The 12886-nt window shown below is 44.1% G+C and carries 14 protein-coding genes and 1 pseudogene; 2 read left to right on the top strand and 13 right to left on the bottom strand.

Annotated features, from left to right (window positions below; genetic code table 11):
* Positions 1-69: 69 nt before the first annotated feature.
* A complete protein-coding gene (locus OCV81_RS12600; RefSeq protein WP_262640351.1) occupies positions 70-1245 on the bottom strand; it encodes a site-specific integrase in 1176 nt (391 codons plus the stop codon).
* A 321-nt stretch (positions 1246-1566) separates the two neighbouring features.
* On the opposite strand from OCV81_RS12600, the pseudogene OCV81_RS12595 reads away from it, so the two are divergent.
* A pseudogene (locus OCV81_RS12595) lies at positions 1567-2040 on the top strand (site-specific integrase); the annotation flags it as partial.
* Positions 2041-2099: 59 nt separating this feature from the next.
* Here the strand turns inward: OCV81_RS12595 and OCV81_RS12590 are convergent.
* The gene (locus tag OCV81_RS12590) at positions 2100-2405 is read right to left on the bottom strand and encodes a helix-turn-helix domain-containing protein (protein WP_148330279.1); all 306 of its coding nucleotides are present in this window, start codon (positions 2403-2405) and stop codon (positions 2100-2102) included.
* Entirely contained in the window at positions 2380-2676 is a 297-nt protein-coding gene (locus tag OCV81_RS12585; protein WP_148330278.1) for a helix-turn-helix domain-containing protein, read from the bottom strand. The genes OCV81_RS12590 and OCV81_RS12585 overlap by 26 nt, the downstream gene beginning before the upstream one ends.
* Before the next feature lie 315 nt (positions 2677-2991).
* On the opposite strand from OCV81_RS12585, the gene OCV81_RS12580 reads away from it, so the two are divergent.
* Positions 2992-3297, top strand: a complete 306-nt coding sequence (locus OCV81_RS12580; RefSeq protein WP_004294141.1) for a helix-turn-helix transcriptional regulator — start codon at positions 2992-2994, stop codon at positions 3295-3297.
* A gap of 58 nt (positions 3298-3355) precedes the next feature.
* Here the strand turns inward: OCV81_RS12580 and OCV81_RS12575 are convergent, their stop codons facing one another.
* The 10 genes from OCV81_RS12575 to OCV81_RS12530 all read right to left on the bottom strand — a co-directional run bounded on the left by OCV81_RS12575 (position 3356) and on the right by OCV81_RS12530 (position 12050).
* A complete protein-coding gene (locus OCV81_RS12575; protein ID WP_148330277.1) occupies positions 3356-4138 on the bottom strand; it encodes a PRTRC system ThiF family protein in 783 nt (260 codons plus the stop codon).
* Positions 4135-4836, bottom strand: coding sequence for a prokaryotic E2 ligase family D protein (locus tag OCV81_RS12570; RefSeq protein ID WP_148330276.1), 702 nt, complete (start codon positions 4834-4836; stop codon positions 4135-4137). Before OCV81_RS12570 ends, OCV81_RS12575 begins: the two co-directional genes overlap by 4 nt.
* Before the next feature lie 5 nt (positions 4837-4841).
* The gene (locus tag OCV81_RS12565; protein ID WP_148330275.1) at positions 4842-5951 is read right to left on the bottom strand and encodes a peptidase; all 1110 of its coding nucleotides are present in this window, start codon (positions 5949-5951) and stop codon (positions 4842-4844) included.
* 36 nt (positions 5952-5987) lie between these two features.
* Complete coding sequence (locus OCV81_RS12560; protein ID WP_004326366.1) at positions 5988-6209, bottom strand: PRTRC system protein C; 222 nt, start codon at positions 6207-6209, stop codon at positions 5988-5990.
* Between the two features lie 44 nt (positions 6210-6253).
* Positions 6254-7315 (bottom strand): PRTRC system protein E, encoded by a 1062-nt coding sequence (locus tag OCV81_RS12555; protein WP_148330274.1) that lies wholly within the window; start codon positions 7313-7315, stop codon positions 6254-6256.
* A gap of 18 nt (positions 7316-7333) precedes the next feature.
* A complete protein-coding gene (locus OCV81_RS12550) occupies positions 7334-7543 on the bottom strand; it encodes a hypothetical protein (RefSeq protein WP_148330273.1) in 210 nt (69 codons plus the stop codon).
* Between the two features lie 22 nt (positions 7544-7565).
* Positions 7566-7781 carry a hypothetical protein gene (locus OCV81_RS12545; RefSeq protein WP_004326363.1) on the bottom strand — a complete coding sequence of 72 codons (216 nt, stop codon included), beginning with the start codon at positions 7779-7781 and terminating at the stop codon, positions 7566-7568.
* Positions 7782-8072: 291 nt separating this feature from the next.
* Entirely contained in the window at positions 8073-9842 is a 1770-nt protein-coding gene (locus OCV81_RS12540; RefSeq protein WP_148330272.1) for a DNA topoisomerase, read from the bottom strand.
* 75 nt (positions 9843-9917) lie between these two features.
* A complete protein-coding gene (locus OCV81_RS12535) occupies positions 9918-10178 on the bottom strand; it encodes a DUF4099 domain-containing protein (RefSeq protein ID WP_148330271.1) in 261 nt (86 codons plus the stop codon).
* Between the two features lie 54 nt (positions 10179-10232).
* Complete coding sequence (locus OCV81_RS12530) at positions 10233-12050, bottom strand: DUF3945 domain-containing protein (RefSeq protein ID WP_148330270.1); 1818 nt, start codon at positions 12048-12050, stop codon at positions 10233-10235.
* Positions 12051-12886 lie beyond the last annotated feature (836 nt).

Raw genomic sequence — 12886 nt, 5'->3', positions numbered from 1 at the left:
GTCGGATAAGCTGATTGACGATAGGATTATATTGAACCCAATCCTAACTTCTTACTACAGAAGTATTTATCAAGCGACCAATCTGGGCGCACTCGCATACCGCTGTGTGGTCTTGATATGTTTGTGCCCCATGATTTTGCTTACCGTTTCGATGGGTATTCCTTGTGATAAACAAATTATGCTGCCGAATGTATGACGTGCCTGATGGAATGAAATCGGACGGTTGATGCCGCACATCACCGACATCTTTTTGAGGTGGCGGTTCATGCTTTCTTTCGTAAGCATGGGCAGCAATTTCCCGTCGGCATCCATGCCCTTGTATTTCTCCAATATGGCGAGCGGTATTTCCATCAGCCTTACACATTCGGGTGTCCCGGTCTTCTGCCGTTCGGTATGAATCCACAGGCTTCCATCCTCCGCTTTCACGAGATTCTTCTCCGTCAATGCCCTCATGTCGCAGTAGCAGATGCCCGTCCAGCACGAGAACAGGAACATGTCCCTCGTGAAATTGCGGTTGGGCGTATCATAAGTCATGTTGGCGAACTTGCCCAGTTCCTCTTCCGTAAGGTACATCTGCTTGAACTCCGGCTTTTGTGGTCTGTAGCCTTTGAACGGGCTGAACGGGATAATGCCACGGAACACGGCAAGCATCATCACGCTTTTCAGGCGGTTTACATGTCCGAGTATGGTCTTAGGCATAAACCGCTTGACGGTGCGCATGTACATGTCGAAATCCTCGATGAAATTCTCGTCCAACTGCTTGACAGGCATGTCTGAAAGGCGGTACTTGTCTTTCAGGAAGGTGGCGAGGTGGCGGTAAGTGTTCGTGTAATGGTAATAGCTGGTTGCGGAACGGTTTACGCCTACGCGCAAGGCATATTCCTCATTAAGCTCCGCAAACAGCTTCATGATGGTGTCCTGCGATTCCGCCAGCCCTTGGTAGGCGTTCTTCACTTCCTCTGCCGAAACAACCTCCTTGATGTCTTTAAGTTCGTTGAAACGCTGGCGCAACAGCAGCAGTGTACGTTCAATCTCCCGGTTTGCCATGACCGCCATCCTGCTCTTGCCCGTACACCGTTGTGCCGTGGCGTTCCACAGCCTTACATCTACCTTGAACTTGCAGGAGAACTGCGCGATGGAGTTGTTCTTTCCCCTGACGGCTATCCTGCCCATGAGGGGTGACAGTCCGTCCTTGTCCTGTCCGCTGCGCTTGATGTAGAGCAGCACTTTCATTTCTGTCTTCATTGTCATAACTTTTTTGGTTGCAATATTAGTGATACATTGCCGACCGACAGAATTGGAAACGGGGCAGAACGGCGCAAACGGAACGGACGCTGCTAAATCTGCGGATTTGAAGTCCCTGCCGCACGTATAATGCTTGTTTACAAGCATTAGGAACGCTGTTTTTCAGGCTTCAGACAGGTAGCGGAACAGGTAATGACTTGGTAGCGGAAACCTTGCATTATCCTGCCTTTCCCTGCTGTTTGGCTATAATGGCAAACTACTGTAAAACCGCTGCTTTACAACGTATTGCGTTTGATTCTCTTTATTCCTATCTCCCTTGCTTTGATGCTTCTTTCTTGCTTCACGGGTTTGGCTTTTGTGGATGTTTCTCAATTAACTGCTGAGGATTTAATTAAAGATGCCCAGGGAAATATGTGGATTCGAAAAATGAGACAGAAAACGAAGGAAATGTGTAATATTCCTTTACTTAGTGTTGCAAAAGAAATTCTGGAAAAGTATAAGGATTTTGCATCAACAAATGCTAAGGGGTTGTTATTGCCGGTCTCCAGTAATCAAAAGACCAATGCATATTTGAAAGAAATAGCTGATATTTGTGGTATAAAGAAGAAATTAACAACACATGTCGCACGACATACAGCTGCTACAGTAGTCTTTTTGGCAAATAGAGTTTCGATGGAGAATGTTGCGAAAATCCTTGGACACGCCAATCTTAATATGACAAGACATTATGCGAAAGTTCTGGATCAGTCCATATTGAATGATATGGAAAATGTTGAACGGAGCTTTAGACAATGAAAAAAGGGGCACAAGAAGGAATGGTTTACAAGCTATTCCTTCTTGTGATTTTAAATTTATCAGTTAAAATGGGTACCGAATATGTTTGTCCGGTTCTTAGCTAATAACTCTTCAATATCACTTTCTTTATAAAGAATTTTTTTACCAATTTGATAATAAGGTAATATTCCATTACACCTGTATTCGGATAAAGTACGTTTTGAAAGTTTTAATTTTTCCGCAAGTTCAGAGTCTGTTATATACTGTTCATTTTGGAGACTTCTCAATTGATAAGTTTTAAGTGATTTTAAAATCTCCTTTAAATCTTGGATTCGGTTAAAGAAATCGATGATTTCTTTATCACTTTTTGTCAGTATTTTTCCCATATTGTTGTTCCTTAATTAGATTCATGACTTCTTGTTTATGATAGTACGTTTTGCGGCCAATCTGAGTGAATGTAATATTTCCACGGTTCTTTAAGTACTGTAATGTTCTGAGTGAAATATTTAGTATTTCGCATACTTCTTGATTATCTAACCATTCATTTAGCTGACAATTAGAATGTTGATTTCTCAATAATTTGAATTCTTTTTCTAAATCAAATAATGCATCTAGCATTTCTTGAAATGTTTTTGCTTCTATATTAACTATTTCCATATTTGGTATTTTAGGATTGTTGGGATAAAGGTAATTATAGCAATATATATTATGTTTGATTGCTTCATCAGATAGCATCAAAATTCATTAGATGTCATGGAAGTTAATTGTGTTAACCGATACTTGATTATAGTTTACACTTTTGGTTTACACTAATATTTAGACATTATTTTGTATGTTTCAGATTATCAGCAGTTAAGTAGTAATATTAAATAAATATGAACTATGTGGCATACTATTTTCACTATTATAAGTACATACTCTTGAGTGCGCACAACGGGAGTATCGATTTATTCATTTAATAACATTGGAATTATGTCATATATAGATAATGAGATACTCGAAAGGCTGATAGGAACAATGGTAGAGGGATTTGCCCGCATTGAAAAGAAACTGGACCAGATGAACCGTCTGAAAGAATGTATGAACGGAGACAGACTGCTTGATAATGTGGATCTGGCAGAACTCCTTGGTGTGTCACAAAGAACTTTGGCACGTTACAGGCAAGAGGGCAAGATTAAATATTACTCGGTGGAAAAGAACGGGAAATCATTCTATCTCGCCTCAGAGATACAGAGTTTCCTGCTTCAGCGTGGTAAGAACGTAGTAAATAATAAATAGCAAATAGACTAAGTGACCGTATTCTGATGGAAAGATGATACATACGGTCACTTATGCATTATACCGGGATTGCGGTCACTTTCAATGTTTCCAGATTGACATAGGCACCGCGATACAGTGTCTTTCCTTCCTTGAACATTCTCCAGAGCAGGTCACATCCGATATGTGCCAGTGTGGAGTTAATGAACAAATCCTGTTTTTCCAAAGCTTCCGCCAGTGAGCAGCTTGGTCCCGATTCCTTTTCCTTGATTTTTGCATAGTCCACTTCCTCGGTGATGACATTCATTTTAGGCATGGGAATATATTCCTGTGAAGAAGGTTGGAGAACTTTCTCACGTACCGTCCCGATGATGACCTGTCCTTTTGTCTGGCTGTTCCCGAAATCCATCCAGTATATGGGAGCCGAATGGTCACTGAAGTTTTCTTTGCGGACTTTCTTCAGGAATTTCCAAAGCGTAAGACGTGAGCGTATATTGTCCGTACAGGTTATGATGATATTTGCTGTGTTATCTTCAGAAAAATTCCTGGTAGGAAAACATTGCGATTCTGCAGTCCATGCGTATCCGAAGAAACGGTTGATGCGTGTGACTAGTGATACGGCTTTGTTCAGTCCCAGTTCCGTCTCACTGAAAAGCTGGCGTCCTATATTGGCCTGGCTTACTGTGTCGGGATCGAATACGGTGACATGTAGTCCGGGATGGCCCAATGCCTGAAGTGCCATGCTCATGCGTGCCAGATTGGTTATCACTTGTGAGCCGGTACCTCCGGCTCCGATGACGAATACCGTTACCGGATGACGCGGATTGAGCAGGTAGCGGTCGGTAAAATGTATCTTTTTCATGGAAGTATGTCTTTAAGTTTTTTATTCATGGGCTTGAGTTCGTTCATGTCGAACGGATTGTTTCTTATGTTCTCGGTGACGATGACAAGATTTGAAACGGTAGGATTGACATTTCCTCCCAGATGGGAGAATTCAGTCAGCCAGAACCGTTTTTCCCAGTATTCCAGCAGGGAAAGGAAAGTCGGGTTCTGTGGCTTTTCCAGAGAACTGCTGCCAAGGCAGACACTTGATCCGGTCACGTTGAAGAACGGGGCACGGAACAGTGGTGTCGTTTCCACCGGACGTTTCCCCTTGAAGGCGAACACGTCCATGCTTCCGTTTTTTACATGGTAGACAATTCCCGGCAGATTGAATGTGCCGTCCTGTATATTGAGGTCTTTGTGAAAAAACATCTGTCTTTTTTCTGGCGGATTGTACCAGATATATTCTTCCTGTCCTTTTCTCGGATTGCAGGCCAGCATGTTTTCGGGGATTCTGCCTGCCGGTATCCCGCTCATTTCCTCCGTATAGGATTCCAGCAGGGTATTCATGAATTCGTATGTGACGGGGATACCTGCCCCCATCTGTCCGCTTTTCCCGATGGGACGCAATTCTATGAAGTATCTGGTGTCAGAATTTTTTCTGTCTTCATACTTGTAGGCTATGATAGCAGCTTTCGGCACCATCATTTTCTGTATGTTTTGGGTCAGTTCATTCATGATGTTTATAAATTATAGGTAACATGTTCTACAAATTTCTCAAACCATTTTGAGAACCGTTCCGGATAATTCTCTGGTCTGAACAGTTTTTCAGTTTCCGGTGTGATGAAGGTAAATGATACGGGAGTCTGGTTATATGTTTCCTGACAGTCAGTACTGAAACAGCTTTCCATGTCTTTGGTAACCGTATCCGTAATGGAATAGGTAAGCAGAATCTGATATTCGAGCGGTGGCGGTTCGAAATCCCTTTCCTTTTCGCTTGCATAGTCATAATCATAATTCAAGATATGAGGACTGTCTTTTGCAATCAGGGACATCCCTTCAGTAATCAGTTCCAAAAGTCTTTTTTCCTTATTGCAGGAAGGATTACAGTTGCGGATATGTTCTTCCAGATTCCTACAGAAAGCCTTGGAGTGCATCCGGCACAGTTTCCTGTGGATTCTCCCTTTCTCATATGACCTGAAAAGCTTTTCCTTTCTGTACAAATCCTTTTTCTCTTCCTCATCGAGCTGTTCAAAGTCCACATAATCGATACAGACTTCCGACATCTCAAAATAAGGGGTATCGGTTATATCCATCATCCTGTGATACTTGATGAACCTTCTGATGAACTCCAGTGTGATCCTTTTGATTTCACCTTTCAGTCTTTCTGTAAAATCTATCGGTATCAGGAACAGGGTGTAATCAGGCCATTCATGGAAATGATAGATACAGAACTGGAGCTTGTTACCGACAAGTTCCAGATTTACATGATGAGATACTATGGAATCCAGCGCATTATAAAGCAGGCATATTTTTTCTCTTATGGAAGTCCTGCCTGTAGGATGGTATGGCAGCTCCACATCCAGGAGCTGCGCATACTTCATGGCTGAACGGTACAGGAAATCAAGATTCTCTTTGGTGGTGACATTTACCGTTACATCCCTGTCATTCTCCACATACAGGTCGGGAGCGATGGAAGGTATTCTCGTGTTCAGAAAACCATGAGGCTTTCTGCTGGAGGGAGTTTTCTTTTCTTTCTGCTCCTGATGCCCCGGCTTATGTCCGTATTTTCGAGTTCCGATATGATAAGTCTGGCTAAATTTTCCAAAGCCCGTTCCGTAAGTTGTGTACATGGTTTTTTATTTTTATGTTGTCCTTTTTTCATGTCCTTACCCTTTCACTCCGATGGTTGTCTTGAATTCATATACTGCCCGGTCGTCTTCGATTTCCGGTCCGTGTACGGTCGCGGTGGTCAGTTCCGGATAGTTCATTGAATAGAAATCCATTACTTCAGCCGGAGACATGTTTACGTTCGGATCATCCAGTACGATTTCCTGACTGTTCTTCTTCATCTTGAATACTCTTTTCATTCCTTTAATTTCCAGTGCCATATTGTTTATTGTTTATTGGTTTTACAAATCATTTATTTTTATAATCAGCAGTATACCATTTCTACCTGTGCCTCGTCCTTCATACGGTACTCAGTCGGAAAATCCGGATATTCCGCATACGGGTCCTCTCTTAGAAGTTCCCTGTCATTCTCGTCTTCCGGATCGAAGCAGAATGTATCATGGGCTGCCGGTGCAGTCTGGTATTCCCGTCCGTTTCCGTTCTGTACCTGTGCTGTTCCGTTCGGTATATGGTCGTTTGTCGGCTGCCGTACCTGTTGTTGTGGATAAGGAGCCGTCTCAGGCTGGTAAGCCGGCTGCTGCGGATAGGGCTGCATTGTAGCTCCTTGTGGCATACCTGTTCCTTGCATTACGGGGCGGTTTGGAGCAGGTTGGATATATGCTCCGTTCATTCCATATACCGGTTGAGGCATTCCCTGTGGAATCTGTTGTGGTGCAGACTGCATGACAGGTTCAGGATTCATAGTATGGGTCTGCTGCTCTGGGAATATGCTTGTTTGCATACCGGGCTGTGACTGACCGTTCATATTGCCTTGTGGTTGGGGAATTACCGGCTCCGGTTCCTCTGCCATACCGAACAGACTTCCTTCGCTGGCCTGTTTCTGTACTTCCTGCATCTTTTCGTCAATCTCCTTCTGTTTTTCTGAAGGAGCCAGCACTCGTGCCTGTTTCAGCCATGTCATTGCTTCGGAGAACCTTTTTGCGGCAGTTGCATCATCAGCCTTCTTGAGGAGCTTTTCCATCTTTTCACGTTTTTCCCTGGCTTCCTTTGATTCAGCCGGTACTGTTGGGGTTTTGGATGATTTGGCCTGTGATGTAGCCTTTTCTGCCTGTTTCTCGAAATTTTCCGCATTGACAAGCAGTCCCTGTACCTTCTGTATCGGTTGGAGTATGGTCTGCAGGAAGCCCATATCCAGTTCTGCCGGTGTTCCGTTCACGACCAATGGCACCATGTTTTGCCGTGTATCCTCTTTCAGGCTGTTCCGCCTTGGCATGACTGTCACACTCAGGCTGTTGTCCACTTTACGGATATTGATATTCAGATCCGTACCTGCTGTAATCATCTGATAAATTGATTGAAAAAACATAATTGAAAAATTTTATGGTTATACATAAGTTTCCTTGAAGAATTCTTTCAGAATATTCTCTCTGTCCGGATTGCTGGAAATATCACGTAGCGATTCCAGATAGTAGCCGATGTTTTTAGGTTCATCAACTGTATTGGGCAGACGTCTTTTAACCGGTCTGATATGTTCGCTCTGTGGCCATGCAGTCGGCATGACAGGAGCTTGTGAAGTTATAGCAACTGTTTCCATATATGTATATTTATATTTTGGGTTATGCGACAAATAATCCTACAATGAACAGAAGAATAAGAATCTTGAAAATAATGACCAGTATCCTGAACAGGAAACCGAAGAATCCTCCTGCAAGCAACAGCAGCGTAATCATCCCGGTGGGGACAATCCCTTTGCTTGTCAGCAGACATATTCCGGTAATCAGGAATATCGCTGTTGCATGTCTGCCAATCTTTCTGATAATCTGTAGTTTCATAATCCTTAATTTTATGAATGAATAATCCCATCGGGATGTGTTTTCCCGATTTTATAGGCCTCCGGCCTCTTGGATTGCCTTTTTGCGCAAAGCCTGGCAGGAAAAAATACCGGAGCGTAGCGGGGATGATTTTTTCCTGTCCAGCCAAGCCCTTCAGGGCAGCCTTGCGGCAAAAGGCAGGCAATCCAAGACCTTTGCCGCTTAAAAGCGGAAAAACAGAATCTTTTCTGTACGGATACAAAAAATGCAGACCTTCCGGCCTGCATTCTCTTGGTTGATTAGGTATAGATGTTATTCTTCTTTTGTGGAATAGGTGTTGAAAATGTCATCAGTCATTTCCTTGGCGAGAGTCCTGATCCTGTTCAGGAAGTCCTGTCCGGTTATCATTCCGCTTTCAAGTCCGGCCAGCTGTTTTTCCCAGTCTGCGGTGAGTGAAGTATCCGCAATTTTCTTTCCACGGATGGTTTCGTAGGTGAACATGCCTTTCGGGGTCGGAACGATATATTTCCCTGAATAACGGATATACTTACGGTTAACCAGTGTACGGATGATATTGGTACGTGAGGATACCGTGCCCAGTCCGTTCTGTTCCATGTATTCCACCAATTCTGCATCCGTGAACGGAGTTACCGGCTGCTGTTTCTTGTGCACCATGTTGCATCCGCATACATTCAGGGTATCACCTTTCTCCACTTCGGGGAGTTCTTTGACGGAATATCCCGATGTCGGGATCATGTCGGAACGCATGAACACATCATGCCAGCCGGCTTCAATGATTCTTGTTTGTTCGGCCTTGAAATGTTGTGCCGCACAAACCGCTTCAATATTTGTCGTTTCTATGCGGCATGGAGCCATGAATGCTTCGAGCATCCTTCCGGCTACAAGTCTGTAAACCTGCATTTCCTTTTCGGACATATTTCCGGGACGGATACCTGTAATGATGATGGCATGATGTACATTGGCTTTTTCTGCGTTTATTACGTGGCGGGACAAACCGGATATGTCAATACCTCCAGTTCCTTTAGCGGCAGGGAACAACTCCCATGATAGCAAACGCGCCATGATTGGTGAAAGCGAGTCAAACACATCCTCCTTCAGATAACGGCTGGAAGTCCTTGGGTAGGAAATCAGTTTCTTTTCATAAAGGGACTGTGCTATGTCATACACCTCTGATGCGGTATAACCATAGCGGATGTTCGCTTCCTTCTGAAGTTGTGTCAGGTCAAGCAGATCCGGTGGAAGTATTTCCTTAACGCTGTGGCTGATACCTGTTATCTGTGCCTGATGTGCCAGCTTGCAGTCCTGGAAAAACATTGTAGCGGATTCTTTGTCGGGAAGATCCTGTGTGCGGCGCATCTTGAAAAGGATGCCGTCCTTTTGCAGGCTGATGTAGATGGGCCAGCTGTCCGATGAAATATGATTCTCCCTTTCACGGTAGCGTCTGCTGATGGCAGCCAGTACCGGTGTCTGTACCCGTCCGAGGGAATTGTTGCCGAGTCCCATCGCCTTGCACATGGCATAGCTGGCGTTGATTCCGAGAATCCAGTCCGCCTTGTTGCGGCTGTCGGCAGCAAGGAACAGGCTGTCGTAGCAACTGTCCGGCTTCAGGTTTTCCATGCCTTTACGCACAGACTCGTCGGTAAGAGAAGAAATCCACAGACGGAAGCAAGGCTGTGTACAGTTCAGGTATTGATAGACATAGCGGAATGTCATTTCCCCGTCACGGCTTGCATCGGTAGCCGCAATGATGGTGTCACATGCCTGAAATACCCTCTCGATTACTTTAAGCTGGAGCACGGCATCAATCTCCGGTATCCATCCGTTCTCGGTGCGTGTATGCCGTACCATCAGTTCAAATTCGGACGGGATGAAAGGAAAGTCATTCCGTTCCAGCTTCTGGGTTCCGTAGTCCTTCGGCATGGCCAGTGACAGCATGTTCCCGAAGGTCCACGTAACCATGTAGCCGTTTCCTTCCACATATCCGTTTCTTACTTTGGTTGCACCGATGATTCTTCCGATTTCTTTTCCTACACTTGGTTTGTCTGTTAATATGGCAATCATGATAAATTCTGTTTTTATATCTTTCCATACGGACTTACCGTATGGAAAGAGAGATGATACATTATGGATTCTTATTTATTCACCTGAAGGGTTTATACCGTTTACGCTGATGACCGGATTTCCATTCTTGTCTTCAATCAGACTGAGTGTGGCGTCCATGGTCAGTGAAAATACAGGAGTCTTGATTTTAATGGACATGACATTGGTTTCCTCTCCCCGAAGGAGCAGGTCCATGTTTCCGTCCTTTTCAATTTGCGATCTGCTGATACCTACCGATTCCAGTTTCTCCCAGTCGATTTGTTCAGCCTTGTAGATATGATGATTGTTCTTGTTCATGTTCTTTCCTTTTTTTAGTAGTTGATGATTTGAATGATTTAAATCCCGTTCAGGTCAGACAGCCTGTTTTGCTCCCTTTTTCTGTTCCTGCTGTTGGGTATTGTCAGTCTGTGAAGCACGTTGTGAAGTATTACGACGCACATCCGGATTTTCCTGGAAATATTGCAGCTGTCCGGTGTTTGCGTTTACTTTCAGATAGGAATCGAACGGTTTGCCGTTGGGACCTTTCATACCCGTTACGAGGATAGCCTTTCCGTCCTGAAGGTTTGCTCTTTCCTGTGCCGAAAGCAGGTGTCCGTAAACCTCAGCCGGGATGGCTGGTGCCTGTCGTTCGTTGAAACCGTCCGGAGTTCTGGAATACTGTGGTCTTCCGCTTGCCAGGTCCAGCTTGACGAATGACGAAAATTCCTCACCTTTACGGTTGATCATGTTCTCAAGATAGATGGGCTGCCCTTTGCGTAACGCTTCCTTGTCCTCCGGTGTGAGCTGTACCGAACAGATTTCCTTTGGTATGTAGATTTCTCCCGTTTCCGGATTGTGGCGCGTATATTGAAGACCACCTGTTACCTTATCCATGGTAACGAAGGATGAAAACAGTTCGCCGTTCTTTCGCTTCATATCCTCTACAAGGATGGTGTGGCCTTCGTTCAGCGCTTTGAGCTGCATGGGGGAAAGCGGTACACCGCCAAGCGTCTGCTGGTTGAAAGCCTGGTCTTTCGGGAAAATAAATTCGATGCCTCTTCTTTCCGCATTGTATTGCAGATTGGCATTGAATTCCTTGCCTTGATTGGATTTCATGCCATCCACGAATATCTGTTCACCGTTTTTCAGTTTCTGAATTTCATCCGGAGTCAGAGTCACACCTTTGATTTCATTCGGGATATAGACATGCTCCTGTCGTACGGCTACCAGTTCGTTGGTATTCTTGTCGATGGAAATCAGACACGGCTCTGTCGTGTTGCCACGCAGGTTAAGGTCAGCCACGCGTCCCATGTTTCCACTTTCACGCAGGTTTTTCTTGTCCTCTTCCGTGAAGATATGTCCGAAATAAGGACGGTCCAGTTCAGGTTCCTTTCTGATACCGTGGATGCCCAGCATGACCTGCCCGCCGTTGGATATGAACGAAAGGCGTGCATCAAGCTTTGCGGTCAGTACCCCAGGAATGTTGAGTGTCAGCGGCATAGTTCTGTTAGTCTTGTATCCTTTCAGCATGCTGTCAAGCTGTCCAGACTGATCCAGCATTTCCTTGGATATGCCGAACTTACCCAGTTCCTCCCAGTTAATCATATTCTCGTTATAGCGGTACGTGGGTGTCTGTTGGCGTTGCGGTTCCTGCTGTTCGCGCCCCTGTGCGGCAGCTTCCACCTGTGATACCTGTTCAGGCTGAGCCTGCGTTGTCTGTTCCTGTTTCTTTGCCATTGTTGTTTCCTCCTCTTTTGTTTGACTGTTTTTCTGATTGTTTGCTTTCGGTACGATTTCATAGCGTTTTAGAAACTCCTTTACCGCGTCTGTTTTCTTGCCTTCGGCCAGGTCCTTGAGAGCCTGTTTGTTCTGCCTGTAATCGTTGAAGGTCATGCGGATAAGCCTGAAATGCGTAGGTTCCTTCAGCTGGCTCCAGAAGTTCTTGATAAAATTTTCGAGGATACTCGAATTCTTGTCGAATTTCAGAAATGAGTTCTCATTCTTCTCCTCCGGTGCAACCGTCTGATAATTACCTTTCTCGTCTGCTTTGCTGACCACTCCCAAACCCTCCTTGGGGTCGTTCTTGTTATGTACCAGCAGAAGCTCGTCAATTTGTTCCACATAAGGCTTTTCCGGTTTCTTTGTCCGGCCTTGCCTTTTTCCCTTGTCTGGACTGTTTTCTTGTGCCATAATCTTTTGTTTTGAGTGACTACTTGATTTGTTTCACAGTCCAAATGTAAGATGATAAATTGAGTAAACAATTGATTTACAAATAGATGACATTAGATATCATCAGGTGTCATCAAATGTCACACGAAGGATAGGAAAGAACGGGAACAGAGGAAAAAAAGAAAAAAGAATTGGATGTAGGAGTAAAAACATAGCTAAGCCACCTGACTATGCAGATCGGAGGGAGCTGAAATCCCTGTCTTATTTTGGGAGTTGATAGGCAGGCTATGTTTTGTTATTTTGGAAAGTGGGTTTTCACAGTATTTGTGAGGCCATATATAGAATATAAGGATAGCCGCCTTTGATTTACGGCTATGCGTCACGTCGGTCGCAGTTAATCCCTGTAATCTTTTCTTTAATTCTAATCCGTTTGCCGCCGCATTCTTTTTCAGGTGAATTTTCATGGCGTAAGCCATAAGGAAAATTCTCCTGAAAAAAGGAATAAATGCGGCTGGCAAATCAGGATTGGGATTTTTCTTTGATGGAAGGGGAAAATGCATTTCTATAAGTAATCTCTTGGCATTGCTGATGGCGATGTCGGCATTCTAATGGTGGTTTGCACAACCGTTATGTTAATATATGATTCTGCGGAGTTCTAGCTGTTCTTTGGGATAAATTATATGGGATATCTTTGAATAAGAGTGTAAACAGATTGAATATCAGTGGTGTATATAAGTGTTTTTGCATGATGCATTTATGATTTGAGTGTTAAAATTTTGTAGATAACCATATTAAATAAGCATTGAGCAAAGAATTAAGATTTTACAAACAGTTTTAGGTATAACCTATTTGAAAAA

It is taken from the genome of Phocaeicola fibrisolvens, assembly GCF_025567125.1.
Taxonomy (GTDB): Bacteria; Bacteroidota; Bacteroidia; order Bacteroidales; family Bacteroidaceae; genus Phocaeicola; species Phocaeicola fibrisolvens.
This window is presented reverse-complemented; position numbering and strand designations above follow the sequence as displayed.

Bases quoted from the DNA above. Each gene is read 5' to 3' on its own strand.
- OCV81_RS12580 (WP_004294141.1), top strand. From the start codon at position 2,992: ATGTCATATATAGATAATGAGATACTCGAAAGGCTGATAGGAACAATG.
- OCV81_RS12555 (WP_148330274.1), bottom strand. From the start codon at position 7,315: ATGTTTTTTCAATCAATTTATCAGATGATTACAGCAGGTACGGATCTG.
- OCV81_RS12570 (WP_148330276.1), bottom strand. From the start codon at position 4,836: ATGAATGAACTGACCCAAAACATACAGAAAATGATGGTGCCGAAAGCT.
- OCV81_RS12600 (WP_262640351.1), bottom strand. From the start codon at position 1,245: ATGAAGACAGAAATGAAAGTGCTGCTCTACATCAAGCGCAGCGGACAG.
- OCV81_RS12575 (WP_148330277.1), bottom strand. From the start codon at position 4,138: ATGAAAAAGATACATTTTACCGACCGCTACCTGCTCAATCCGCGTCAT.
- OCV81_RS12535 (WP_148330271.1), bottom strand. From the start codon at position 10,178: ATGAACAAGAACAATCATCATATCTACAAGGCTGAACAAATCGACTGG.
- OCV81_RS12550 (WP_148330273.1), bottom strand. From the start codon at position 7,543: ATGGAAACAGTTGCTATAACTTCACAAGCTCCTGTCATGCCGACTGCA.
- OCV81_RS12560 (WP_004326366.1), bottom strand. From the start codon at position 6,209: ATGGCACTGGAAATTAAAGGAATGAAAAGAGTATTCAAGATGAAGAAG.
- OCV81_RS12540 (WP_148330272.1), bottom strand. From the start codon at position 9,842: ATGATTGCCATATTAACAGACAAACCAAGTGTAGGAAAAGAAATCGGA.
- OCV81_RS12565 (WP_148330275.1), bottom strand. From the start codon at position 5,951: ATGTACACAACTTACGGAACGGGCTTTGGAAAATTTAGCCAGACTTAT.
- OCV81_RS12545 (WP_004326363.1), bottom strand. From the start codon at position 7,781: ATGAAACTACAGATTATCAGAAAGATTGGCAGACATGCAACAGCGATA.
- OCV81_RS12585 (WP_148330278.1), bottom strand. From the start codon at position 2,676: ATGGAAATAGTTAATATAGAAGCAAAAACATTTCAAGAAATGCTAGAT.
- OCV81_RS12530 (WP_148330270.1), bottom strand. From the start codon at position 12,050: ATGGCACAAGAAAACAGTCCAGACAAGGGAAAAAGGCAAGGCCGGACA.
- OCV81_RS12590 (WP_148330279.1), bottom strand. From the start codon at position 2,405: ATGGGAAAAATACTGACAAAAAGTGATAAAGAAATCATCGATTTCTTT.